18 protein-coding genes are annotated in these 22,105 nt (G+C 67.4%); 4 read left to right on the forward strand and 14 right to left on the reverse strand.

Going from position 1 to position 22,105, the window contains the following annotated elements; translation table 11 throughout:
- Positions 1–903, reverse strand: a complete 903-nt coding sequence (locus J2Y49_RS07295; protein WP_310113670.1) for a LysR substrate-binding domain-containing protein — start codon at positions 901–903, stop codon at positions 1–3.
- A 129-nt stretch (positions 904–1,032) separates the two neighbouring features.
- Between J2Y49_RS07295 and J2Y49_RS07300 the strand changes: the two genes are divergently transcribed.
- Positions 1,033–2,214 (forward strand): MFS transporter, encoded by a 1,182-nt coding sequence (locus J2Y49_RS07300; RefSeq protein ID WP_310113672.1) that lies wholly within the window; start codon positions 1,033–1,035, stop codon positions 2,212–2,214.
- A 510-nt stretch (positions 2,215–2,724) separates the two neighbouring features.
- Here the strand turns inward: J2Y49_RS07300 and J2Y49_RS07305 are convergent.
- From J2Y49_RS07305 to J2Y49_RS07335, 7 genes are all read right to left on the reverse strand, one after another.
- Entirely contained in the window at positions 2,725–5,787 is a 3,063-nt protein-coding gene (locus J2Y49_RS07305) for a hypothetical protein (RefSeq protein WP_310113674.1), read from the reverse strand.
- Positions 5,784–7,607, reverse strand: coding sequence for a phospholipase D family protein (locus J2Y49_RS07310; RefSeq protein ID WP_310113676.1), 1,824 nt, complete (start codon positions 7,605–7,607; stop codon positions 5,784–5,786). The genes J2Y49_RS07305 and J2Y49_RS07310 overlap by 4 nt, the downstream gene beginning before the upstream one ends.
- Positions 7,604–8,794 (reverse strand): DUF6361 family protein, encoded by a 1,191-nt coding sequence (locus J2Y49_RS07315; protein ID WP_310113677.1) that lies wholly within the window; start codon positions 8,792–8,794, stop codon positions 7,604–7,606. Before J2Y49_RS07315 ends, J2Y49_RS07310 begins: the two co-directional genes overlap by 4 nt.
- A gap of 635 nt (positions 8,795–9,429) precedes the next feature.
- Positions 9,430–11,622: a hypothetical protein gene (locus J2Y49_RS07320; protein WP_310113679.1), complete on the reverse strand. Its 2,193-nt coding sequence runs from the start codon at positions 11,620–11,622 to the stop codon at positions 9,430–9,432.
- On the reverse strand, positions 11,619–12,047 hold the full coding sequence (locus J2Y49_RS07325; RefSeq protein ID WP_310113681.1) for a plasmid mobilization protein: 429 nt from the start codon (positions 12,045–12,047) through the stop codon (positions 11,619–11,621). The genes J2Y49_RS07320 and J2Y49_RS07325 overlap by 4 nt, the downstream gene beginning before the upstream one ends.
- A 275-nt stretch (positions 12,048–12,322) precedes the next feature.
- Complete coding sequence (locus tag J2Y49_RS07330; RefSeq protein WP_310113683.1) at positions 12,323–13,423, reverse strand: DNA-binding protein; 1,101 nt, start codon at positions 13,421–13,423, stop codon at positions 12,323–12,325.
- 241 nt (positions 13,424–13,664) lie between these two features.
- A complete protein-coding gene (locus J2Y49_RS07335; protein WP_310113685.1) occupies positions 13,665–14,453 on the reverse strand; it encodes a hypothetical protein in 789 nt (262 codons plus the stop codon).
- Positions 14,454–14,735: 282 nt separating this feature from the next.
- On the opposite strand from J2Y49_RS07335, the gene J2Y49_RS07340 reads away from it, so the two are divergent.
- Both J2Y49_RS07340 and J2Y49_RS07345 read left to right on the forward strand, forming a co-directional pair.
- Positions 14,736–15,275: a hypothetical protein gene (locus J2Y49_RS07340; protein ID WP_310113687.1), complete on the forward strand. Its 540-nt coding sequence runs from the start codon at positions 14,736–14,738 to the stop codon at positions 15,273–15,275.
- A gap of 29 nt (positions 15,276–15,304) precedes the next feature.
- Positions 15,305–15,604, forward strand: coding sequence for a hypothetical protein (locus J2Y49_RS07345; protein WP_310113689.1), 300 nt, complete (start codon positions 15,305–15,307; stop codon positions 15,602–15,604).
- 207 nt (positions 15,605–15,811) lie between these two features.
- On the opposite strand, the gene J2Y49_RS07350 is transcribed toward J2Y49_RS07345, so the two are convergent.
- Complete coding sequence (locus J2Y49_RS07350) at positions 15,812–16,069, reverse strand: hypothetical protein (RefSeq protein WP_310113690.1); 258 nt, start codon at positions 16,067–16,069, stop codon at positions 15,812–15,814.
- Positions 16,070–16,355: 286 nt separating this feature from the next.
- Positions 16,356–16,793, reverse strand: coding sequence for a hypothetical protein (locus J2Y49_RS07355; protein ID WP_310113691.1), 438 nt, complete (start codon positions 16,791–16,793; stop codon positions 16,356–16,358).
- Between the two features lie 623 nt (positions 16,794–17,416).
- On the opposite strand from J2Y49_RS07355, the gene J2Y49_RS07360 reads away from it, so the two are divergent.
- Complete coding sequence (locus tag J2Y49_RS07360; protein ID WP_310113692.1) at positions 17,417–17,599, forward strand: hypothetical protein; 183 nt, start codon at positions 17,417–17,419, stop codon at positions 17,597–17,599.
- Positions 17,600–17,608: 9 nt separating this feature from the next.
- On the opposite strand, the gene J2Y49_RS07365 is transcribed toward J2Y49_RS07360, so the two are convergent.
- The 4 genes from J2Y49_RS07365 to J2Y49_RS07380 all read right to left on the reverse strand — a co-directional run bounded on the left by J2Y49_RS07365 (position 17,609) and on the right by J2Y49_RS07380 (position 22,090).
- Complete coding sequence (locus J2Y49_RS07365; RefSeq protein WP_310113693.1) at positions 17,609–17,872, reverse strand: hypothetical protein; 264 nt, start codon at positions 17,870–17,872, stop codon at positions 17,609–17,611.
- 138 nt (positions 17,873–18,010) lie between these two features.
- Positions 18,011–19,372, reverse strand: coding sequence for a hypothetical protein (locus J2Y49_RS07370; RefSeq protein WP_310113695.1), 1,362 nt, complete (start codon positions 19,370–19,372; stop codon positions 18,011–18,013).
- 258 nt (positions 19,373–19,630) lie between these two features.
- Entirely contained in the window at positions 19,631–20,176 is a 546-nt protein-coding gene (locus J2Y49_RS07375) for a hypothetical protein (protein WP_310113697.1), read from the reverse strand.
- A 1,320-nt stretch (positions 20,177–21,496) separates the two neighbouring features.
- Complete coding sequence (locus J2Y49_RS07380; protein WP_310113698.1) at positions 21,497–22,090, reverse strand: hypothetical protein; 594 nt, start codon at positions 22,088–22,090, stop codon at positions 21,497–21,499.
- Between the last annotated feature and the right edge of the window lie 15 nt (positions 22,091–22,105).

Below are 22,105 nucleotides of genomic sequence, written 5' to 3' on the forward strand. Positions count from 1 at the left end.
TTACTCCGCCAAGCGCGACCGCAGGCGCGGTGCCATGTGGTCCAGGAAGGCGCGGACACGGCGCGGGGCTCGGTCGCGGCCGGTGTACACGGCGTGGATTTCCTCCATGTCCACCAGCACATCGTCCAGCACCGCCACCAGCCGCCCATCGCGCAGATCGCCGCGCACATGATAGTCCGCCAGCCGCGCCAGCCCCAGGCCCAGCATCGCCATGTGCCGCACCGTCTCGCCATTGTTCGCGAGGATGCGTGTCGGCACTTCCCGGTCGACCAGCCGTCCGCCGGACTTCAGGGGCCAGACCGCGGCTGCACGACGGAAGTTGAAGCCCAGACAATCGTGCGCCTCCAGGTCGGCCGCGGTCTGGGGAACGCCCCGACGCTCCAGATAGGCGGGAGAGGCGACGATCCGCCGGCGCACCACGCCAAGCCGCTGGGCCAGCAGCGCCGAATCGCTCAAGGGTCCGGCGCGGAAGGCGACATCCACCCGGGCGGCATAGAGGTCCACCACCTCGTCCGTCATCGTCACGTCCATCGTGATGCCGGGATGCTCGCGTAGGAAGTCCGGCAGCAGCGGCAGCAGGCAGTGCTGACCGAAGGGGACGGAGGCGTTGACGCGGATCAGTCCGGTCGGCGTACGCGCGCCACCGCCGATCTCGGCGTCAAGCGCGTCCATCTCCCCCAGCAGAGCCTCGGCCCGCTCACGGTAAAGCTCACCCTCCGAGGTCAGGCGCAGTTTCCGGGTAGACCGCTCCACCAGCCGCACGCCCAGTCGCTCTTCCAACCGGCTGATCAGCTTGGCGGTGGAGGAGGGGGTCATGCCGACATCGCGGCCGGCGCCGCTGAAACTGCCATGGGCGGCTACCCGCAGGAACACCCGCATTTCCCAGGCACGAGGATCGCTCATAGGCCACTCATCCACCAGCCTTGTCATTGGATGACAAAATCATGGGAATGCAGCGGGCATTCCCGTTCCTGACCTTATGACGCACATGGTCTCCCCAGAACAGTTACTCAGGCAATGGAGACCTTTGAAATGCCTCTCGCACTGCTGGCGCTGGCGATCAGCGCCTATGCGATCGGGACGACTGAGTTCGTCGTCGTCGGCCTTCTGCCCACGGTGGCGAGCGACCTGAACGTCAGCCTGCCGCTGGCGGGGATGGTGGTCAGCGTCTATGCCCTGGGCGTCACCTTCGGCGCGCCTGTCCTGACCGCCCTGACCGGGAGAATCCGGCGCAAGCCGCTGCTGCTCGGGCTGATGGGCGTCTTCGTCGCCGGCAACCTGCTGGCCGGCGTCAGCCCGAACTATGAGACCCTGCTGATGGCGCGGGTGCTGAGCGCCTTCGCCCATGGCGTCTTCTTCTCCATCGGGTCGACCATCGCCGCCGATCTGGTGCCGGAGGACAAGCGCGCCTCGGCCATCGCCATGATGTTCTCCGGCTTGACAATCGCCATCGTCACCGGCGTGCCTCTGGGCACCTGGATCGGTCAGAATTTCGGCTGGCGGGCCACATTCCTGGCGGTATCGGCCCTGGGCGTCATCGGCGGCCTGGGTGTCGCCGCGCTGGTGCCGGCCCGTCTCAGCCAGCCACCGGCCGCCGGGCTGGGCGCACAGTTGGGGGTGCTGGCGAAGCCGCGGCTTCTGCTGGCCTTCGCCATCACCGCGCTCGGCTATGGCGGCACCTTCGTCGCCTTCACCTTCCTGGCTCCGATCCTGGAGACGATCACCGGATTCTCCAGCGCCACCGTCAGCCTGGTGCTGGTTCTGTATGGTGCGGCCATTGCGGTCGGAAATGTCGTCGGCGGCAGGCTCGCCAACCGCCGGCCGGTGCGGGCGCTGGCCTGGCTGTTCGCCTTGCAGGCGCTGGTGCTGATCGTCTTCACCTTCACCGCCGACGCCAAGGTCCCGGCGCTGATCACGCTGGCCGGCATGGGTGCGCTGGCCTTCGCCAACGTCCCCGGGCTTCAGCTCTATGTCGTGCAGTTGGCGCAGCGCCATGCCCCGGGCGCGGTGGACGTGGCATCGGCCCTGAACATCGCCGCCTTCAACCTCGGCATTGCCGCGGGTGCCTTCTTCGGCGGGCAAGTGGTGTCCTCGCCGCTCGGCCTTGGTGCCACACCCTGGGTCGGTGGTCTGTTCGTCCTGGGCGGGCTGGTCCTGACGCTGGCGAGCGGCGCGCTCGACCGGCGGGAACGGCCCGAGCCGGCTGTCTGCTGATCGTGCAGGCCGGCGGTCACAAATTTTAAAAGGAGACGAAAATTTGGCTGGGGCGCCAGGATGCACAGCTGGATCGGTCACAGGGACACGACCCCGCGGAAACATTGAACTTCCGAACGGTTCGTCAAGGACTGTAGCACCGGAAAGTGCTACAGTCGAGCGTACAAGCGGTGCGACGGCGAGAGATGGTCTGAGCACCGGTGATCCGCTTAGTGCCTCCGGCGAGGGCCCCCGACCGCCGCTGGGAATGTCGTCGCCACTTCGGGCGGACGGCCGCTCGATCCTGCAGCCAGACGTTGGCGCTCCGGTTGTCACGGAGTGCCGCGCCGCCCAGCGCTGAAGCCTGGACGGACGGATAATTAAGCTCATCCTGCAGTGGCATGCGCCTATTGTACTGCCGGTCTATGAAGCCGGAGGCGGTGATTTCAGATTCCCAGACGTGCCACAAACCACCACTGGCATCTGGTGCATCGACGTCATTCGGGAAGGATGGCACGCGCCGAAACACAGTCATGCGTCGGCTTCCAGAATTTCGTTCATGTCCGCCGCAGCTTCCCCACCCTCCCCGTCGCGGGCGAGTGCCGACAGGTTTAAGGCCAGCGATTTTAGGATGTCGCGTCGGTCCGCTGTGGTGTTGGTCAGCACCTCGATCAGGTCCTCCTGGTTCGGCTGCCCGAGTGCCAGGCGGTAGATGAAGCGTTGCTCGTGCAGGCGCCGCAGCCGCGCCACGTCGCGGCCGTGCGGCAGTGCGAAGACGTAGCGGGTTACGCCTGCCTCTGGCAGCAGCCACCAGGGGCTGAGTCCCGTGCGGTCGGCATGCGAGCAGTCAGCTGACGCGGCGATGTCGTCCCACACCGACCGGTGCATCGCCCGCTGCTTCGTCAGCAGCGGGCGGCCCAACTCCGCCGCAAGGCGTCGGCGCACGAGCAGGCCCCCAAACCGCTGGATCCGGCCCTCGCGCTGTTCCAGATCGAGCGGGCTCGCGCAGAGGTCCCAATGGGCGACACGCGCGCACCAGGTGTGGAAATCGAGCCCCTCCTGGCCGACCGAGGTGGTGGCCAGCAGGTGAGGCCAGAAGGGCGTGTTGAAGGCGTTGCGCAGCTCGTCGGAACGTGCCGGCCGTTCCGCCGTGGCGTTGTCCAGCGCCTCCAGCGCCTCCTCCGTACCGCCGAAGGGAACGGCGGCGTGACAGCGCAGGCGGATCTTGCGGTCGTCACCGGCCCCGACCGGACGGAACGAGAACCACCCCGACTTCACCGTCAGCGCTGCCAACAGCTGCCCCGCGATGTCGGCGCCGCCTTGCGAGGAGGCGCGCTTCAGGATCCAGAAATGCTCGTCCAGCAACGCCTCCAGGCCACCGTCGAGAATTGCGCCGGTCAGTGACTCGGCCGAAGAGGTCCCTTTGAACCTGGACCAGAAGACCGGGTTGTCGAGGTAGGGGCGGAGCCCGTTCCAGCTCAGGCGGACAAGGCCGGCGTAGTGCGCCGCGTCAAGGGCGCCGTCAAAGTGGCGCAGCAGAGCGCGGCCGACCACCACGCCGGGGTAGGAGATGGCGGCGTCGATCAGGTCTTCCAACTCGCGCGGGCTGATCCAGTCGATGGGGTCGGCCTTGTGCCAGCGCTTGACCAGTGCGGCGAGCCGCGCGTCTTTTGCCGCGATTCCCTTCCACGCGGCGAGGCTAAGGCCGCGCGCTTCGCAGCTCTGATCTAAGGCGGCCATCAGCGACCATACGGGATGCCGGCGTTCCCGCTCCTTGGCTGTCCTGTCGCGGACCTCGACTTTAAGCTCGGACAACGCCCGCTCTAACTGACGGCGCACACCGTTGCGCACTCCTCGCATCGTCTTGCGGCCGGCGCACAGAAGCGGATCAGCCGCTCGGATGAGAAACGGCGACGGGTGGAACAGGGCCAGGACCGGAAGGCGTCCGGGCGCTGCCTGGAGCTTGCGGGGCCGCCATGCCTTGTCGTAGCCGGCCCCAGACCGGCGGAGTGTGGCCGCCTCCACCTCGAAGCTGGTCAGGGCGGCGATGCTCTGCGGCGTGGCTCGGAAGCGGCTGAACAGCAGCAGCTTCTCCGGCGCCTGCGCGTCCCGCCAGGGGCCGCCGAGCGGCCACCACGGCAGCGACGGCGCCGCCCATGGCAAGGCGAGGCTTTCCGGCGGAGCCACGGTCTTGAGCGCGCGGAGTTTCGGGTGCGGCCACTGCCGCGGCTCGATGCTCCTGCGATTGGCTTCCGTCAGCTTGACGAGCTTGCCGTCCTTCGGCCAGACGGCTTGGCGCGCAGCCTCGTAGCGGTTTCCAAGCGCCTGCGCCGGCAGGGGAATGGACAGCCAGTAGGCGAGCGCATCCGCCTTGTGCCGGTGCTTGAAGGACGTGGCGAGATGGCGGAACACCCGCACGTCGGCCGGCGTGAGGTCCGCCTGGAGTTCGATCGTCTGGCTGCCGTCCTGGATCGCTCCGGCCTCACGCTCGGTGCGCGACATCAGGGGGGCGAGCAGCGTTTGCAAAATGTGCCGGTACCGTCGTGTCTCGGCAACCGTCGCATCGAGATCGGCCCCTTCGGGGGCGGAGGCGATGGTCCGCAGGCGCGTTCCGAACGCGCCGAACGCCTCTTCGGCGCGGCTGCGGATTCCGGGGCCGGCTGCTCCGCCGAGGAAGTCAATGAGGTCGAACAGCTCGCGGTGCGCCTCGACGCCCCGGCTTTCCTCCCAGCGGCTGGCCAGCAGGCGGTAGGGCGTGGCGGAGAGCAGCAGGATGGCCGGCGCGCGGCCCTCCCCGGGGCCCGCGAAGAGCGTGTCCACCAGCCGGTCCTGCCGCCCCTCCGGCGACATCAGATGGCGATACCGCTGGAACTCGTCGAAGATCACGAGGTCGGGCGGCGTGGAGAGCAGGGCTGCGTGCGACAGGGCGCGTCGCATCCGGCCGATGACCTTCCGCCGGCTCTGATCCCGGATAGCCGCCGGGACGGTCGTCAACGGGTCCCCTGCGAACTCCAGGCACATGGCCCTGCGGAAGGCTCGGACCAGCGCCTTGGGCGTCCGATCGAGCCGTTCGCGCTGCCGCTCGACGAGGCTTTCCCAGAAGGTTTTTGCCGGTGCCTGGAGGAAGTCGGCGCCCAGCCCATCGTGCAGGTCCGGGAAGGCGCGGCCGAGGAGGGCGGCGATGAAGGCGCGCTCCTCCTTGCGCCCTTCCGACAGTCCCGCGCGCTGGCCGGGGAAGGACGTCTCGGGCGTAAGGGCGTACAACACGACCGGTGCGACGGGCTGATCGGTCATCGGGATCAGGCCAATGCGGTCGGCCCTGGAGATCGCGCAGGCGCGTTCCGCCTTCGGCAGGAAATCGACGAGGCGCCCGCGGTTCTGGCTGGCGACGCGCTGCCCGTTGGCGATGTAGAAGACCACCAGGGGATCGCGCCGTCCTTCGCCGAGCCGACGGACGATCTCGCGGGCTACTACGGTCTTGCCCAGCCCCACCTCATCGGCGACCAGGAAGCGGCGGGCGCCTCCGGCCGTCTGCAGCGTGCGGCAGGCGGCGTCCACGGTGGCGCGCTGGAAGGGTTTCAGGTTTGCGCTCATGGCCGGTCCAGCAGTTGGGCGCGCAGCGTGTCCCAAAGGGTGCGCAGTGAAGTGAGCCGGTCGCGGTCCACGGCGTCGAGCGGCGCCGTCTCCGCAATGATAAGCTCGAGGTAGGCGCGCATGCGCTCGTCGGCCCGCGTGAAGGCGTGCCGGTCCCGCGCCCAGCTGGACAGCATGTCCTCGAGCGTGATTGTTTGGTTCGGGACGGCGGCCGCCGGGGCGGTGTCCTGCTTGCCCTCCTGGCGGTCCCACGGCTCCTCGGTTTCGTCGGCGCACTGGGTATCCTGAAGCAGCGCGCGGATCCATTCGAGAAAGGCGCGCGCGCCGAGGTGGCGCGCCAGGGCCGCCCGGTCGCGCCCCTCATCGAGCGGCGGCGTCACCGTGCAGCGCTGCAGCCACACGCACTCCTGGCCCTCCAACGACAGCCGGATCTGCACCAGCTCGGTTTGATGGCTGAGGGGGTGGCTGCCGAGGCCGAGGACCGCCTCGCCACGTGGCCAACCTAGCAGCCCGCTTGTGGCGAGGCCCGCTTCCATCGCCACTTCCGCGTCCACGGGATGGGGAGCGCCCTCGGCGACGAGACGGAACATGTCTCCGTCGCGGAGAAGCTGGCCCGACCACCGTCCGGCCACCTGATTGCGCGCGCAGTCGAGCCGCTCGCGGATCGCGTCGGCGTCCTCCTCCGGCGTCGGGGCAAGTTCGTCCGTGGTGACCGGCCGGCCCAGCTTCAGCGCATGCTCGATTCCCTCGAGCAGGGCGGGTGTGGCCTCCAGTTCGGCGATGACCTCGGCGTTCTTGCCGTGCCAAGCCCGCTTGGTCGCGTTGGCGCTCCCGACCCAGAGGCGGACGCGTTTGCCCGAGCGCGCTGCAAGGATCTTTGCGTGCAGGCCTAGGGGCGGCACCTCGGCGCCCGCCTCGACCCGCTGCTCGTCGCTGATGGCGTCTGGTGCGACCGGTACCGGCTCGGCGTCGTCGGGCAGCGGTCCTTCGTAGGCCAGGACCCGGTCGCTGAATCCCCTGAGCTGTCCGGCAACCCCGCGCAGCTGGGTTTGCGTCGACAGCAGGGTGCGTCGCGTCCCGGCGTCACCCCAGCTCCCGACCGTGCGAACAATGTCCGGCGACAAGAACGGGCTGACGAGCACGACCTCCTCGACGCATGCAGGGCACTCCGGTTGGGGGGCGGCGCCGTTTCCGGACGAGAGCCACACACGGCGGACCCCGATCCCCTCCGGTGCCGTCCACCGTACCTGTGCCACCTCCCGGGCAAACCGCTCTGGCCGGACGCAGGGCAAGTACGCCCGTTCGGCCAGTTGTCGGGCGAGCGCCCCGACTCCATCGACCGCGTGGCCTTTGCGCGTACCGCGAGCCCCGGTGAGCAACAGACCCACGTCGAGGTTCTCGGCCGCTGTCAGGTTGCGGCTGCCGATCCACAGCCGCCACGCGGTTTCCCTGTTCGGTCCGTCGAAGCGGACCAGGGCGATCTTCGGATGCCAGCTTCGTTCCGTTTCATCGAATGGAACTTCGGCAAGGAAGCGGTCGAGGATGCCGGCGACGGTGGGCAGGCGCTTCAGCCGCGCGAGCCGGCCGCGCTGGATGACGATCCGCACCTTGTCGCGCAGCTGTTCGACCGCCTCGGCTAAGTCAGTGCGGCTTCCCGAACCACGGTCGTCGTCGCGTCCGGCAAGCGCGAGCAGCGCGGCGCCGATCGACCCGAGATCCGCTGAATAGCTGGCCAGGATGGCCGTCCGAACCACCCAGCCGGGGTCCGGGCGTAAGGCGTCGAGATAGGCCTGCGAGGCCCAGGGCTTGGTTTCCGTCATGCGACACCGTGCAGGTCGGATAGCAGCTTGTGCACCCGATCCCAGCGGAAATGCAGCGGTTCGGCCAGGGTGTGGGACTCGCTGTTCCATTCGTAGCGCCGTTCCCGGCCGCTCAGGTCGTTGGTCAGGCGTGCCCGCAGGCCCTTGCGGCTTCGTTCGGCCGCGGCATATGCGTCGCGCAGCGGAGCGGGATCGCCCGCGCCTTTGGCGATCCACGCCTGGGTCTGCTGCAGCACGTCGGTCACTAGCGCGGGAAGCGGACCGATGTCGCCGGCGAGCGCTCCCAGGTCGAGCCGTTCGGCGCGCCGGGCGTAAGAGGCGACTACCTCGGGCAGGCGGTCGCGGTGGGTGCGCGGCATGCCCCGCCGGTCCTGCTCCTCGCAAAGCGTTTCGACGAGGGCCGCATAGACGCCTCGGCCAATCGCCGCCAGTACGGCCGCTTGGCCGGCGCGCTCCAGCACCCGTCGGTCGTCGGCAGCAGCGTTCAGAACGGCTTTGTCCCAGCAATGCTCCGCCTGGGGTGGCGGGCTCGCCGCCAGCCGCGCCAGCAGCGACGGTTGTAGGGTCGACGTCGACGGCACGGCCGTGAGGTGCCGGCGCAGGAAGTCGGCCTCCTGTGGCGTGAGCACGAAGTCCAAATCCCCGCCGCTGTCCCACCCCGGCGGGCGAGACGGCAGCGTCACGAAAGGCAGGCCCGGGGCGGCGAGCGGGACGCCGTCATCGTCTTCCGCCACTCGGCCGGCGGAGCGCAGCATCGCCAGCACCTGGGCGCGTGAAGGCATGCGCCCATCGGCGCGCGGCCGCAGCAGCCCCCAGGTACCGAGCGCCGTCCAATATACGACAGACGGCGGCTGGCTGGTGGTCTTTGGATAGTTCAGACGACCAATGACGCCTCCGCCGGCCTTGAGGAGTCGGCGTGTAAGGTCCAGTTCCGCGTCCCGAACGTCGGGCGCGGCCCGCTTGCCGGCCGGGTGACGGCGCAGGTCGTCGTAGATCCAGGGTATGAAGAGGACGTAGCGGAGTCGGGTGTGCAGGATTGACGTGCCGGGGAAAAGCCGGTCCGCGTAGCGTTGGTGGATCAGTAGGAAGCCGATCTCGTCCCGCACGCCCGCGGCCTCGCCGGAGAGTTGCGCCTCGGCACGGCGAAGCGCGTCACGCGATAGATGCGTCCAACCAAATCCGCTCATTTCCTATCAATATCCTAAACTCGGTAAGCCGGAGAGCCCAAGCGTAATATCCAAATATGCGTTGGTAAGTTGTATGTCTGGCGCCGCCGGAGCGGTTGTGCGCTTTTGATACTCCAATCATAGCGTGAACTTCAGTCAAAAACAACCTGTAATTCAAGAATCCGACGACAGTCTTTCTAGCAGGCCTCTGATCCGCAATATGATTCGCAGATGGTTGTCGTGAATGCGGGATGTAGAGCTTTATTCGCTCTTCAGTGCCATGTTTCAGCCAATAATTGATGACGGCTTCTGCGGGAATCGATTCAAACGGAGGTACTCGGTGAGGCAGGCACCTGCCATTGCGCTGCGCGGAGGACAAAGCACGATGATACCTGTACGCGCTGCAAGGGTAGACCAAGAACCACTACTGTAACGGCGCGAGGCTGGCGAAGCTGACAGAGGTGATCGCTTCGCTTGACTACCGCCTCCCCACAGATACAGTCAGTGGTCAATTGTGCCCGACCGGATAGCATCCAGGTGGTGTGCAACGCTCGGGAATGGTCGAGGAGGCTCGCAGAGCGCAGCATGGCGGCGCAGAGCGTCCCTAACCGTTCCGGGCGTGCTGCTGTTCTACGAAAATCCGACCGGAGAAGCCGCTATCCGTCAGTTCGTTGGCGTTGCGATGCCGTTCGGAATCTCAGGCCATCGATGTGTCTGACGGAGGTGGCGCCTCCCGATGTACGGTCTATGACGTGGGCACCGGCTGCGGCTGGCTGATAGACGCGATCAAGCCAACCCTCATGGGCTTGGCTTGCGTCCGAGTGGTTCCGTCCGACTTCGCGGGTCAGGAAGGCTTGGACCGTTTCCGAACCCCTGCTAGCGCCTCTTTCAGACAGCCACCTCCGGGTGGCGACGAGAAGAGCCCGCCATGCTCGGTCCAGGCGACGCCGATGGGCATCAGTGTCATGCCCCGGGAGCCGGCGAGACCTCCACCAGTCCATCAGGACGCCCGCGTAGGACCTGAGGAGGGTCACGATGCTGTCGTCGGGAGCGGGGGACGGGATGTGCGCGAGCGGCGCCGCCGTCGACGCCGTGTGACTCGGCGTCCGAGCCGTCAGGTCGTTGATCAGCCGGATGGTCAGCTTGGAGTTGTGTTCAGCGCGCCGGCGAGCCTCCTCCATCTGCGAGACGGACGGTCGGTCCCAAGGCTGTCGGGCGCCGCAGTCCTCGCGCTCCAGCCGGTCAGGTACCGTGGGTGGGGATAGCCGGCGCCGGTCACGACTCGAGAGCCCAAGGCGGTCCATGTGGTCCGCGGCCGGCATGTTGATCGGCATCGGCGGCTTGGTGCCCGCGCGGTTCCCGCTCCGGTCGATAGCCACGGGGGGACCGTCCCGCTCGGGAGCGGGATTCTTCCGCCGATCGTCAATCGGAGATCGTTGAGCAGGTGTCTGCGATAGGTTCCCCGCTCTGGCTGTTTCCTCCTGGGCCTTCGCTGCCGTCCTGCGCCGTAGGGGCGCCGCCTTGACATGATCGATGCCCGATGGAACGTCGGCGCTCGAGGTGGTTCCGGACCGCACATCCGGCGCGGCAGGCCGAACGGCGGCCGTTTCCGCCGCCGTCGGCAATGGAGAGGAAGTTGTAACGGGCCGGGCCGGCTCCATCAACGGACCGTCCACCTCTCCCTCCTCGGCGTCCGCGATGCCGTGGAAGCCGAAGGCGGAGCTTGCCTCTGGAATCGACGCGTTGGCCCCCAGCCGGCAGATGACGGGCATCGGCGGTGCCGGTGCCGATATCACGGGGATCGCGTCGTCGAATTCGCTTGCCCAGTACGCCTCGGCCTGATCCTCCAGTGTCGGCGCTGGCGCGGCGGACGTTTCGAGTTCGGCCGGCGGGACTGTCGGTGCGCCAACGAACGGGTCGGCTTTGTTCGAGCGCAGCCCCTTACCCTGCTGATCGGTTCCTCCATGCCGGCTGCTGCGAAGCTCCTCGACACTCGGAAGCGCATCGATGACGCCCTCGAGGTCCCGGCGCACCCGCGCCGCCGTCCAGGCACCCCGCTCGCCGGTCCCCAGCAGGCGATGAAGCGCCCATGACTCGCCGTCGGTGTCGACGGCGAGCACCGTGTCGCGCCGGTCGCCGCGGGCGAGATCGAAGCCGGCCTCGGCCAAGGCGGCACGGCGCGCGTGCGGACCGTCAGCGGAGCGCCATGCCGCGACGACGATCTCTGCGGCGGCAGCCTTGCTGCAGCCGGAGCGGCTTTCCTGCTGCGCTTCGCTCTCCGAGCGTGCAGCGCGCGGACGCCGCCTCGTGGTCAATCCCCGTAGCTGATCGGCCTCTTCGCTGTAGCCATTCTGCTCGAGATGGGCGACGACCGCCCGATTATGGGCGCCTTTGGTCAGAGGATGGCCGAAGCGCAACTCGCAGAGACGGGCGACGACCTCATTGACGCAGTAGGAATGATTGAGCGGGATGGCTCGTCCATCCTGTCTGATCCTCAGGTAGACGCGGTGCCGATGACTTGGGCGTCCCGTCTCACCGGGTTTGGCATGCTCGACCTCGATGTAAGGCTGGCCGATGAGGACATGTTGCGATTCGTACAGGTCCCAGGCTTCGGCCCACTCCCCATCCGACAGGGGGTGGTGCGGCGAAAGGACTGCATGAATGAGGAAATCGCGGGCACGGGTGGGCGATACACGCCACTGCGCGTCGAACTGGCGCAGGGCGCAACGGACGTCCAGCGCGATGACGCTGCGTCCGCCGACGATACGCACCGCCTCGTTGGTGTCCGTCCGGGTAAGGTGGGCGGCGAGCCAGCCGGAACCGCTGCGCTGGGACGTCTTGACGATCATGATGCGCCTTCCTCCCCGAGGATGGCGGCGACGATCCGCTCGGACAACCCCTGGATGACGGTCTCGGCCTTGGCGTAGCCGGCGCAGGCGGGGGCGACCGCGCCGGCATTGGCCCTTGCCGCCAACTGGTTCAGCAGTGTGCGGATGTGCCGGATGTCGCCGAGGAGAGCAGCGAGGACAGGCAGCGCCGATTGGAGTTCGGGCGGCGCGTCGGGGCGGCGCCGGGCAATCGCGGGGATCGTCTGACCGGCGTCGGCCAGGACGACGGCACGGGCATACTGCGCCGGCGACCAGCCGCGGGCTTCGCCGCTGCGGGCAACCGCCGCGTATTCGTCCGGCGTCAGTCGATAGGTAAGCTGGCGGGTCCGGACGCGGGTTTCGCTGCCGGTTCCGATGGCGGGCGGACGTCGTGTCGTCTTCGGCATCTGACCTTCCTCGAGCGTCCGGGGAGGTGGGCCTCTCCGTCGGGTGGGTCCATGGGAGGGCTGGCCCTCCCTGGCGGGGTCCACGGGGCGCGGAGCCCCTGGCCGGCTTGCGTGGTTGAAGCTCCCTTGGGAGCGAAAACCGCGCATGGCTGGCCGTCGGCCCCGAGGGGGCCAAGACGATCGGGAGATGGCAGCGGACGGCGGCGGCGCAACGGGGTGAGCGGCGGTTGGGAGGAGAGAAAGAACGGCGACGACGGTCGCCGCCGTTCAGCGTGTCAGGTGGGGGAGACCGGCGACGTCGGCGGCCTGGGCGATTCCCCGTCAATCGGGGGCGGTGCGGCCAGCACCAGATCAGCGAAGGGCAACGGCTGATCAGCGGATGTCGACTCTTCACTCGCCGGCGGGGTATCGACGTCTTTCGCCGTGTGGCCGGTGCCCGTCACCTTACCGGCGGTGTGTTTCGGCGAACGAGCGCCATTCCGAGAGGGCGCCGACGCCTTCGGCACGGCGGCGTGGGGCGCCACAGTCAGGCGGTCGACGACCTGCTCCAGCGCCTTGGCCCGCCCGATGGCCTCGGCGCCGGCAGCGGCGGCGGCAGACAGCTCGGCGATGCGGGACTCGGAGGCTTGGGCGGCGGCCTCCAACGCAGGAACGCGGGCGGCGATCCTGGTCAATTCCTCGCATTTGCGCTCGGCCCGGCCGGCTGCCTCCCGCAGTTCCTCGACGCGGCCCTCAACCGCCCGAGTCTCGGCCATCCGCTGCTCGAGGTCGGCCTCCAACGCGGGAACGCGCGCCGCCGCCGCCGTCAGCTCGCGAATGCGGTCGATGGCGCGGTCGGCAATGGCGCGCAGGTCGTCGAGATCGTCGGACGTCTCGAGATCGACGGCTACCAGCAGGGTGGCGACGATCTCCTGCAGCGCTTCGACCTCGCTGGCAGCGATGGTGAAGTCCGCTTCGGCCTGCTTCCGGCTCACCTCCCAGCCCTGCCGCAGCGTCTCGGCTTCGGCTCGCACGGCGGCGACGGCGGCGCCTCGAGCCGACGCTTCCGCCTCGAGAAGCTGCATGGCCCGTTCCCGCTCAGCGGCGATCGTCCTGGTCAGGATGTGGGCGAAGGTCCGGGTCAACCCGTCCGAAGCTTCCCGCCATTCGAGCGGCAGTTCGACCGGCGCATCTTCCGAAGGCGGCGCGGACGAAGGCACGGAGGGCGTTGCGAATGGCGACGAGGCGGCGGCGATCTCGTGCAGATGCCGGCAGACCGTCGTCTTCGATCCGCCGGTCCTTTGAAGAACCTGCTCGGCCGTGGGCTCGACCCCTTCGGCTCGGAGCGCATCATAGGCGGCTTGCACCGCCGCACGCGTGGCTTTTGTGGCAGACATGTAATCACCTCCCGTGTTGGTGGTATCGGAGATAGGGGCGGCGGAAGGGCGATCCACACGACGGAGGAACCGGTACGGTACGGCCTGGAACGGTACAGGCCGGTATGGTCCGGTATGATCTCGATCCGGTATGGTACGGCGCCGTCTCCCGGGCCATATCGAATTGTCCTGCCCTGGCGTCCTCCGCGACGGAAGGCGCCAGGGCAGGTTGTCACGCTGTTCCCGGTTCCGGCCGAGGTCGTCAGGGGTCGTAGGGGTGCTCAACGCGCGAGAACGGCAGCGAGCGGCAGATGCCCTGCAGCGCCTGTAGGGTTGGGCGCTCGAGCTCGAGGCGCAGGCGGTCGAGCTGCGCGTCGGGTACGGCGACGACGAATCCCCCATCCGGTGCCCCGGCGGCGGCCAGAACGTCGTTGAGGCGGACCAGAGCCTTGGTCGCCTTGCCGGCATCGGTCTCGATCTCGTAGAGCCGGTGGAGCCGGCCGCCGCGCAGCACGACGACGTCGACCTGGGCGAGGCTCCGTTCGGCGGCGGCCTGACCGAGCGCCGGCAGGGTCAGCGTCAGCCGGCTTCGCAGGGCGGGGTGCCGGCCACGGTCACCGGGCGGCAGATAGACGGCGTCGCCGAGCAGGAGGTGAACGCTGGCCAGCAGCCCCTGGAGGTGCTCGTGCCGCGAGAGCGGGCGGGGGAGGCCGGCGACCGTTGCCGGCGCTCCGGCCCGCGGTAGCGCGATGGCACGGATGAGGGATCCGGGCTGCACCTCGATGTCGGGATAGGGCCGCTTCCGGGCCTGGGTCAGCAGCTTGGAGCGCAGCTCGTTAGCGATCTGCGCCGTCGCCTTGCCGGCACGGTGCGAGCCGGAGGAGGCGGCCAGCAGTTCGGCGAGGCGGTCGGCATGGAGCCAGGCGCCGAGGATGAGCGGATGGCGCAGCACCGTCAGGGCGTCGTCGGCGAGGGAGCCCGGCCGATGGCGGACAGGGATGGGCCTGGTGGGATCGACGATGGCGGAATCCAACAGGTCGGGATGAAGCATGGAAATCTCCTGCCCCATGATCTGCCGGCCGGCAGGATGCCGGTGGCGGGGCAAGACGGGCGGAATGACCGGCCGGTGCCGCTGTTCTGCCGGATCGCCCCCATGGATCGCCACCCCGCCGAGCGGCGGCGGTGCGTCCCGAGGCGGTGCAAGTGGATCAGGAAGTGAATGCGCATTTTTCGGGAACCGCCCCGCCGGCACGATCCCATATGAGCGTCAGACCCTGCTCTTGACCGCGCCGATCCACGGATCGGCCGCCGTCGTCATGACAGGAGGTCCTCCATGCGCGTTGTCTACATCCACTCCACGCTCGTTTCCCCGACGGCCGATCTGCTCGACCGGCACGCCGCTGTGATCGCCGGCGCTCGCGTCCTGAGGGACAGCAGTGCTGAATGGGCCGGTCGCGACACCCTGCTGACGCTCCTCGCCGATGGTGACGAACTTCTCGTTCCGGGTCTCGAGCATCTCGGCGCCACCAGCAGCATGATCCTGGCCTCGTTGCGCCGCGCCGTTGAGGCCGGCGCCCGTGTCACCCTGCTACAGGACGACCTCGACGGCATCAGCATCCTGCGGGCCGCCGCTCTCCTCGAGTCCCTGCCAGACGCCGATAGGCCGTCGTTGCGCCGGGACAGCCGCCCTTACCACCGCGCGACGCCCGAACGCGTTGCCGAGATCCTCGCCCTGACGGCGACCGGCACGCCGATCCGGGTGATCGCAGAGACGGTCGGGCTATCGTCCGGCACGGTCGTGCGTGTCCGGCGCATCCATCGGGTTCTGCCGCATGCATCCTGGCCTTCCGAATGCCTGAGCAGCGCTGACTGAGCCTCACCGTCAGAAGCGAGAGCCGATCCATGCAGCCCAACCGTCACATCCTCATCCACCTCGACGGTCGACGCCCGACACGAACGGTCGCCATGTCCTCCGCGCGTTGCGTCGTGATGACCCACCGCTACACGCCCGATGGACTCTACGACTCCAGCGAGGTGATCGAGCGCCTGCCGACTCCGGCCGAAGCGCGTGAGGCGCTGTGCCTGGCACATCTGAGTGACCACTTCGCCGGGTTGTCACAGGGTGATCGGGCGGACATCATCCGGAGGCTCGCCCTCATCGCGGTGGGAGATGCACCGCCGGGTGAGCATCGCACCCGGTGAGGCTGCCGGCCTGGCGGGATCGCTGATGCCGTGCAGCCGGTCGGTTGGGGACAGGTTTCGGGATTGACGCCCGTCCCCTATGGTCCCTCTCCGTCCCAGGCGACGGCCGTTGGTGTAAGGCGATGCCGGCGGTCACCCCATTCAGGGCAACAAGCCGGCAATCACCGAGCGCGCCGATCCGGCACATCCTGTCCCGTCACCGGGGGATCACCGGCCCTTGTCGATGGCCGGAAATTCCCCGTGGCGGTTGTCGTCGGTGACGCCGGCGAGGAGATCATCCAGGGTATAGGACGGGATCGTGCTCGAGAGTACCGCGACCGTACCGTAGGCCCGCAGGCCCGGACCGCGCCGGTTCGGCGCGGTGCCGGTGAAGGCGATGCCCGGCAGCTGCGCCAGCTTCGCCGTCACGCGCCTGACCTCCTCAGGATCGTCCCCCATCAACCGGATCTGCACAGCTTTGCCCATCGTCCATCCCTTTCGCGTAGAAGTTCCGCCCGCTGGTGCGCCGTCAGCATCTCCATCAGCGCATTTTCAGCCGACCGCTGCGCCTCCATTTGGCTCTCCGCCCGCCCGATCCGAGACTGGAGGGGCGCATCGAGGTTTGTCCGCCACCCCCATCCGATTCCCGGTTGGAGGGAGGGCCAGACCATCAGAAGCCAGCTTTCACCCGCGGCATCCGGCGGCCTCCAGGATGTGAGGGCGCCCCGCCTGCCGGAGCTTTTGAGGGGGGACCAGTCCAGGAGCAGATCGCTCATTCTCTGCCCCCGCGCCGAGGCAGCCGCTGCCGGATGAGCTCCGCCGCCGCATGCGCGGACAGTGCGCCCTGTTCCACCATGACGGCTTCGGCCGCCTGCTGCGCCTCTGCACGCTTCAGGAAGCCCCGCTGGCTCTGGATCGACGCCCCGATGAACCCACCGGCACGTTCGCCGCTGTGGACGAGGTAGTGCCATCCATCGCTCTTGCGTGCCACGAGAGCCGTCCAGGATCCGGTGCTGAGGCATGTCACGCCTGTGACGGCGTCGGTCTCCCAAAACGCGCTGTCTTCGTTCGTCATGGTTCCCCCTTTTGCCTCTTTCACCACGATGAGCTGCGATTTGTCCGGTACGAAGGCGGCCACCTCCACCGCCGGTCTTGAGTCCTCGAGGGATGCGGCGGCCCGGCGCGCCGCTTCAGGTACGATCGACCGCATGCTCCCAAGGTCGAGCGCCCAGCCTTGCTGGCCGCAGCCACCTCATGCGTTGCACCCGTCAGGCTCCTCCAGGTGGCGTTGCGGCGCATGAATGGCCCCGTTCGGACCGGACAGGACGGCGCGCAGGAGTTCCGACACCTGAAGCGCCAGACCGGCCTGATCACCTCGACCTTCCCGGCCCATAGCGCTGCACAACGTCTCGAACCGCGGCGGTCCGCTCGTGGAACGTCAGAGTGGCATAGCGCGTGGATTCGATCAGCAGTTCCACCGCGACAACCGGCGACGTCTGATGCCGTCCGGCGCGGAGGCGCCCGAGAAACCGCTCGCTCGTACGCAGCGCCTGCCGGCTGCACGCAATGCCCCAGCCGCGGGTCCATCTCGGCCCCTTCAGCAGCATGCCCGGAGGCGCCTGACTGAACCGCGCCCCATAATGGCTCCATCTGCGGTTCCGCCACAGGGAGAGGGTCGGGTACCACCGGCGAGAGACGTTGTACCAGCCCTGTGGTCCCACCGCGCGGGAAGGCATGAAGATGCGTTTCCGCATCCTGCTCCTCCTCGTCTGCCGCCTCTCTACCCGATCGCCCATCTCGATCTCCCCACCAGCCTCGCGTAGAGTCTAGACCATGACTCCGCCCGACCGAATCCCCCGCCGATGGCTGCTGCGCGCGCAGTTCGCGTGCGCGCTGGCCCTTGCCTCGCTCGGTGTCGCCTGGTTGGCGCTTCGGTCGGAAGGGCTCCTGCTGCCGGCGGTCGCCGTGGCCCTCATGGGATTGGCATTGGCGGTCTATTTCAAGACATGGCGCTAACGCGTCTCGTCAGAGCGGAAGGTCGACGTCGCCGCCGAGCGGCACGCCCAGCCTCGAGATGCCGTCGGCGAGGCCGCACACACCGGACGGATTGGCCGCGTCCTCAGCATCGCCGCCGTCCGTCCACTGAAGCGTGAGGTGTCCGCTTAGAGCGGAGCGGTCGTCGCGCTGGGACGTCCATAGCAGGGTGCACACGGCGGTCGATGGGGTGCCCCGGCGGCGCTCCATGCGCCGGGGAGCGGCGCCGGGCGTTCTCGCGTTCTCGTTATCCACCAGGGCAGCCGCGGAGTGGCGGTGAGGCGTCAGGGAAGGGCGGCGGATGAGGTGGTTGTGGGGGCGGGGTTTGCCTTAGGTCCCGTTGGCCTTTGGGCCCTCTCCGTCCCCGTTGCGTAGATGTAGGGAGGACCTGTCTCATCCGGTGCCGGCCGCCGCTTGCTGCCTCCGGTACCAGGTCGCACGGGAAATGCCTTCGGCTTTCCAGGGCTTATCGCGGCTCACACTGTTGTCGGCCAGATAGGCGGTCCGGTCCTGGCCGGTGTGGCTGGCTCGCCACGCTTCGCGGTCGCGGCGGCGCTTCTCGTCGCCGTCGATCAAGCGCGTCATCTGCCTCATCTCCGCGGGAGTGATCTCGAGGAGGTCGATCAGCGTGTCCTTGTTGTAGGTCCAGTTCGGGCTGACGTTCTTGCCGCCGTGCTGTACCCGCTCGCCGGCGGCTGCCTGGCGCGCGCGATCCAGCAGCGTCGAGCAGTGCCGGCTGAACTCGCCGTCGATGTACCAATCAGGCAGAATTTGGCGTCCCCACGCTTCGATCTCCGCCGGCAGCTGAGGGGCGGGGATGACCATGGCGAGTTGGCAGGCGCCAAGGTGTCCGAAGAGGTCCAGCCCGGCTTGACGGCCGGCTCCGGCGACCTGGACGATGCCGGAGTCGTGGCGAAGCTCCGCAAGACGGCGCAGGTCCGCGAGAACACCCAAATGCCAATCCACGCGGTCGAAGAGCTTACGGCCGAGCCGCTGCTGTTGCTCAACGGTCTCCCAGGGCGCGTCTTTCCGCCCGGCCCTGGCCGGCTGCGTCGGCGGGACCCCTCCCGCGCGGGCGAGCGGAGGGCGAAGAATCTCATCGGCAAAGGTGTTGAAGTCGTAGCGCAGGACATCGCCGCCCACATCATTGGTCCACAGGACTTCCACCCTGTTGCCGGACCGGCTATTGACGGAGCCGACCACCCGCAGGATGCGGCTCATGTCGACCGCGGCGCGGTCGGCGCCGAAGTCCCGAAAGGACTGGACCAGCGCTTTGTTGATGGCGATCGCTCGGCCGGCCTCGGAGCTGGGAACCGGCTGCCGCCAGAACCACTTCAGATACAAACCCCGGCCGGAGTGGATGATGCAGGACGGCTTCGGGATACCGAAATCGTCGCAATCAAGCAGGACCATACGAGCGACGATGTCGATGCCCTTCCCGTCGCTCATGACCTCGGTGTTGTAGACGTCGAGATCGACGTAGGCATGTGTGATGTGGGTCAGATCGACCGTGCGCCGCGACCTCTTCCCGAAGATGCCCTGGGACATGTAGACGTCGCTTCCCTTCCCCCTGGCGGAGAGGACGCTGGCGAGTTGGTTGAGCTGATAATGAACTTGGCGCATGGACTTTCTGTTCTGCCCCTGGATGAGCGACCACCAGCCGGAGGGGGGCAGCACTCTGCCCTCGAGGGGATTTCGGGAAGTGACCGGCAGGCTGGAGGGAGGAGGGAAGGAACTGGTCGGCAATGCGGTCATGGAAGGGCTCCTGGGTGCCGGAGACCGCTGGATGCACAACGGGCCCGATCCCGCGTGGGACGAGCTGTTGCTCTGCGGTCTCGCGTGCATGGCCGGCGCCGAGCCGCCTATAGCCCCGCGCCGTGCCGGTTCAAGGGTCCAAGCCGGTGCGCTCGGACCCTCCTCGTTGTGCGGCGGAGTTATGGGGATTGAATGCGGGCACAAGCGGCGGCGATGTCCGGCCTGATGCCTGACGAATCCGACGTGTTGCCCCTGGTGTCAGCCGGTCTGATGACGCTTACGGATCATGTTGATCCTGTGCCAGGTCACATCGAAATCTTGGGCAATGGAGCTCACGGATTCGCCGCCGGCTAGGCGGAGCAGCACATCGTCCTCGTTCATCGGCCGGTTCGGTTCCCGTCTGCCGCGGCGCCGATCCGGCACGCGGCCGGCCTGGGGGGCCGGGGAAGGGTCACTCGCCTCAGCGGCGTCAGTCGGTGGGCATCTCGAGGAGAACGCACGCACCAGTTCCAAGGATTGAACGATGCTCTGGGTCGTGTGGTTGCCGACGAGGATCGACAGCTCCGCCTTCGCGGTCACGACATCGTGGACCAACAACTCCAGGTCCTGAATGGTGTCGGCGGCCTGCCGGGCCGCTCGGATGACCAGGGTGTCGTCGGCGCGCAAAAGCATGCGGATGTTCCGCAGCGTCTGACGGCCATGCCCCATGCGGTCATGCAGGCAGCGATCGCAGCCGGCTTTGGTGAGGAAGGCCTCATTCTCGTCGTAGGCGTCGTTGGAACAGAAGGCGTAACCGATCTTCATGATGGCGCTCGTGCGGTTGGTTGCAGACGCCGCCGAAATGGGATCGATGAAAGGAGCGCGTCCCTCAGGTTCCAGGAATATGTTTTTCCGCAACGAGGAACCGGCCGTCGGAAATGAACCCATATCGACCCGACCTGGCCCGCAAGCCGGCAGTTCCTCGAATAGCTCGCCCGCTCTGTCCGATTCGTTTGCGAGCTGACCGCCCAACCCCAAGTCCGATCCCTCTACTTGTAGAGGAGCTGGGCGATGCCGCATGCAGACTGGCAGAGGAAATGGAGGGAGAAGGCGCGGAGCAGAGGACTACGATAGGTTTCCGCTTATCTCGACGAGCGTGAACTCGCGCTGCTCGACGCCATCACATTTGCCGTCATGATCACCTACCGGGAGCTGGGTGATGATGACGTGCCACCAAGCCGTATCCCGTCCCGGACGGCTGCACTGCGGATCCTCATCCAGGCGGTGCTACGGGACATTCCGGCGCTACAGCGCGACGACGCCGCGTTGTCGATGCACTGGGTTCGGTTGGCAAGTTGGGCGGCTTGGCGCCGGGACCATGGTGAGACCCCACCTGCGATGGAAAGACCAGAAACCGCACACGAGGCTGCTCGTGCAGCACGGGCGAATGCGCAACTCATATGAGCTGCCAGCCAAGTGTTCGAGCGCATTGGTATTGAAGCGCTTTGGGAGTCTGGTCTTCCCGAAGGCACGTGACGATCCGGTGTGGCGGAAGATGTCCACATTCGATCGCAGGCGCCGACGAAACAGAGGATACTTCCTCGCCACCGTACTGGTGCGCGACGTTGCTGCAGGTCACCATCCGTGCATTTCTTTGGACCGGCTTCTACCACCCATCACACGCCGGGTGGTGGAGGCGCTCGCCGAGCGTCTCGAGGAAACGGACCGGGTCCCCCCGTGCCTGTGCTGGGGTCGTAAGGTCTCAGACGGACTCCGGCGGAGGGGACCGTCAGGTCATCGCTAAGGCCGATATGCTCGAGGGCTACGCCAGCGACCTGGCGGAGGCCCCTCCGCAGCGTAGCGAAGCGTTTCACCATCGTCGTGGCACTGGAACCCAACGAACGGAACCGGCTGCCTTGTACGGCAGCGAACTAGTGGTGATAGCTTATGTGCGGTGAAGGGGATGGAGCCGCATGCTCCATCCCCTCCTATTGACGACCATGAATTTGGCCTGATGGCAGTTACCGCCGAACGTAGGAACTGACGGGATTCACCTGAGTTCCGGCAAGTTTGGCGGCTTGGATTGTTGCTCTATGGGACATATCAGCCGTTGAGCATTGCCAATCCGACCAATCCTGACTTTTGCTACGGGAGGTTGGGGTGCCGCGCCTGCCATTCCCTCTCGAGTGCCGCAACCACCGCATCATCATCCCGCTTCGACACATTGCGGAGGGCGCGGACGGCCTTGGCGGAGGGGCCATTCCATCTTTTGTACTCCACGCTCCAAGATGGCAGAAAGTTCTCATAGCTGGCGATGAGGGGCGGACAGCCGTGCTTCTGAAGTACGATCTGGCTTGGAATTTGAGCTCCGCGCGGTTGCAGTTGGCCCAGTGTGGGATCGAATACAATCTGGCCGATTGACACGATCACATGGCCCTGGAAGCCTGACGACGGATCGCCGCCCTTGCCGTACACTGCGGCTTTTCCGCGCATCTCCCAACCGCCGGGGCCCAGAACCCAAGCCTTGACATAGGCGTTCACCGGCAGCGGCACAGCGGCAATCCCGTGCATGATAAGAAATTCGCTGACGCTGACAGCGGCCGGCACACAGGCACCGAGGATTTGGCTTTGCTGGCATTTCAGAACCGAGGCCGCGATGGATGTGAAGGCCTCGAGGAAAACCAACAGCTGCAACAGTTCCGGGTTGAGATTAGGCAGATTCGTCCTGAGTTGGGACATAATGCATCTCCGTCA

This window comes from Azospirillum sp. BE72 (genome assembly GCF_031455875.1).
Taxonomy (GTDB): domain Bacteria; phylum Pseudomonadota; class Alphaproteobacteria; order Azospirillales; family Azospirillaceae; genus Azospirillum.

Coding starts and splice junctions, on each gene's coding strand:
- J2Y49_RS07305 (WP_310113674.1), bottom strand. CDS start 5,787: ATGAGCGCAAACCTGAAACCCTTCCAGCGCGCCACCGTGGACGCCGCC.
- J2Y49_RS07380 (WP_310113698.1), bottom strand. CDS start 22,090: ATGTCCCAACTCAGGACGAATCTGCCTAATCTCAACCCGGAACTGTTG.
- J2Y49_RS07350 (WP_310113690.1), bottom strand. CDS start 16,069: ATGGGCAAAGCTGTGCAGATCCGGTTGATGGGGGACGATCCTGAGGAG.
- J2Y49_RS07300 (WP_310113672.1), top strand. CDS start 1,033: ATGCCTCTCGCACTGCTGGCGCTGGCGATCAGCGCCTATGCGATCGGG.
- J2Y49_RS07325 (WP_310113681.1), bottom strand. CDS start 12,047: ATGCCGAAGACGACACGACGTCCGCCCGCCATCGGAACCGGCAGCGAA.
- J2Y49_RS07375 (WP_310113697.1), bottom strand. CDS start 20,176: ATGAAGATCGGTTACGCCTTCTGTTCCAACGACGCCTACGACGAGAAT.
- J2Y49_RS07315 (WP_310113677.1), bottom strand. CDS start 8,794: ATGAGCGGATTTGGTTGGACGCATCTATCGCGTGACGCGCTTCGCCGT.
- J2Y49_RS07330 (WP_310113683.1), bottom strand. CDS start 13,423: ATGTCTGCCACAAAAGCCACGCGTGCGGCGGTGCAAGCCGCCTATGAT.
- J2Y49_RS07310 (WP_310113676.1), bottom strand. CDS start 7,607: ATGACGGAAACCAAGCCCTGGGCCTCGCAGGCCTATCTCGACGCCTTA.
- J2Y49_RS07345 (WP_310113689.1), top strand. CDS start 15,305: ATGCAGCCCAACCGTCACATCCTCATCCACCTCGACGGTCGACGCCCG.
- J2Y49_RS07340 (WP_310113687.1), top strand. CDS start 14,736: ATGCGCGTTGTCTACATCCACTCCACGCTCGTTTCCCCGACGGCCGAT.
- J2Y49_RS07335 (WP_310113685.1), bottom strand. CDS start 14,453: ATGCTTCATCCCGACCTGTTGGATTCCGCCATCGTCGATCCCACCAGG.
- J2Y49_RS07355 (WP_310113691.1), bottom strand. CDS start 16,793: ATGCGGTCGATCGTACCTGAAGCGGCGCGCCGGGCCGCCGCATCCCTC.
- J2Y49_RS07320 (WP_310113679.1), bottom strand. CDS start 11,622: ATGATCGTCAAGACGTCCCAGCGCAGCGGTTCCGGCTGGCTCGCCGCC.
- J2Y49_RS07360 (WP_310113692.1), top strand. CDS start 17,417: ATGACTCCGCCCGACCGAATCCCCCGCCGATGGCTGCTGCGCGCGCAG.
- J2Y49_RS07370 (WP_310113695.1), bottom strand. CDS start 19,372: ATGACCGCATTGCCGACCAGTTCCTTCCCTCCTCCCTCCAGCCTGCCG.
- J2Y49_RS07295 (WP_310113670.1), bottom strand. CDS start 903: ATGAGCGATCCTCGTGCCTGGGAAATGCGGGTGTTCCTGCGGGTAGCC.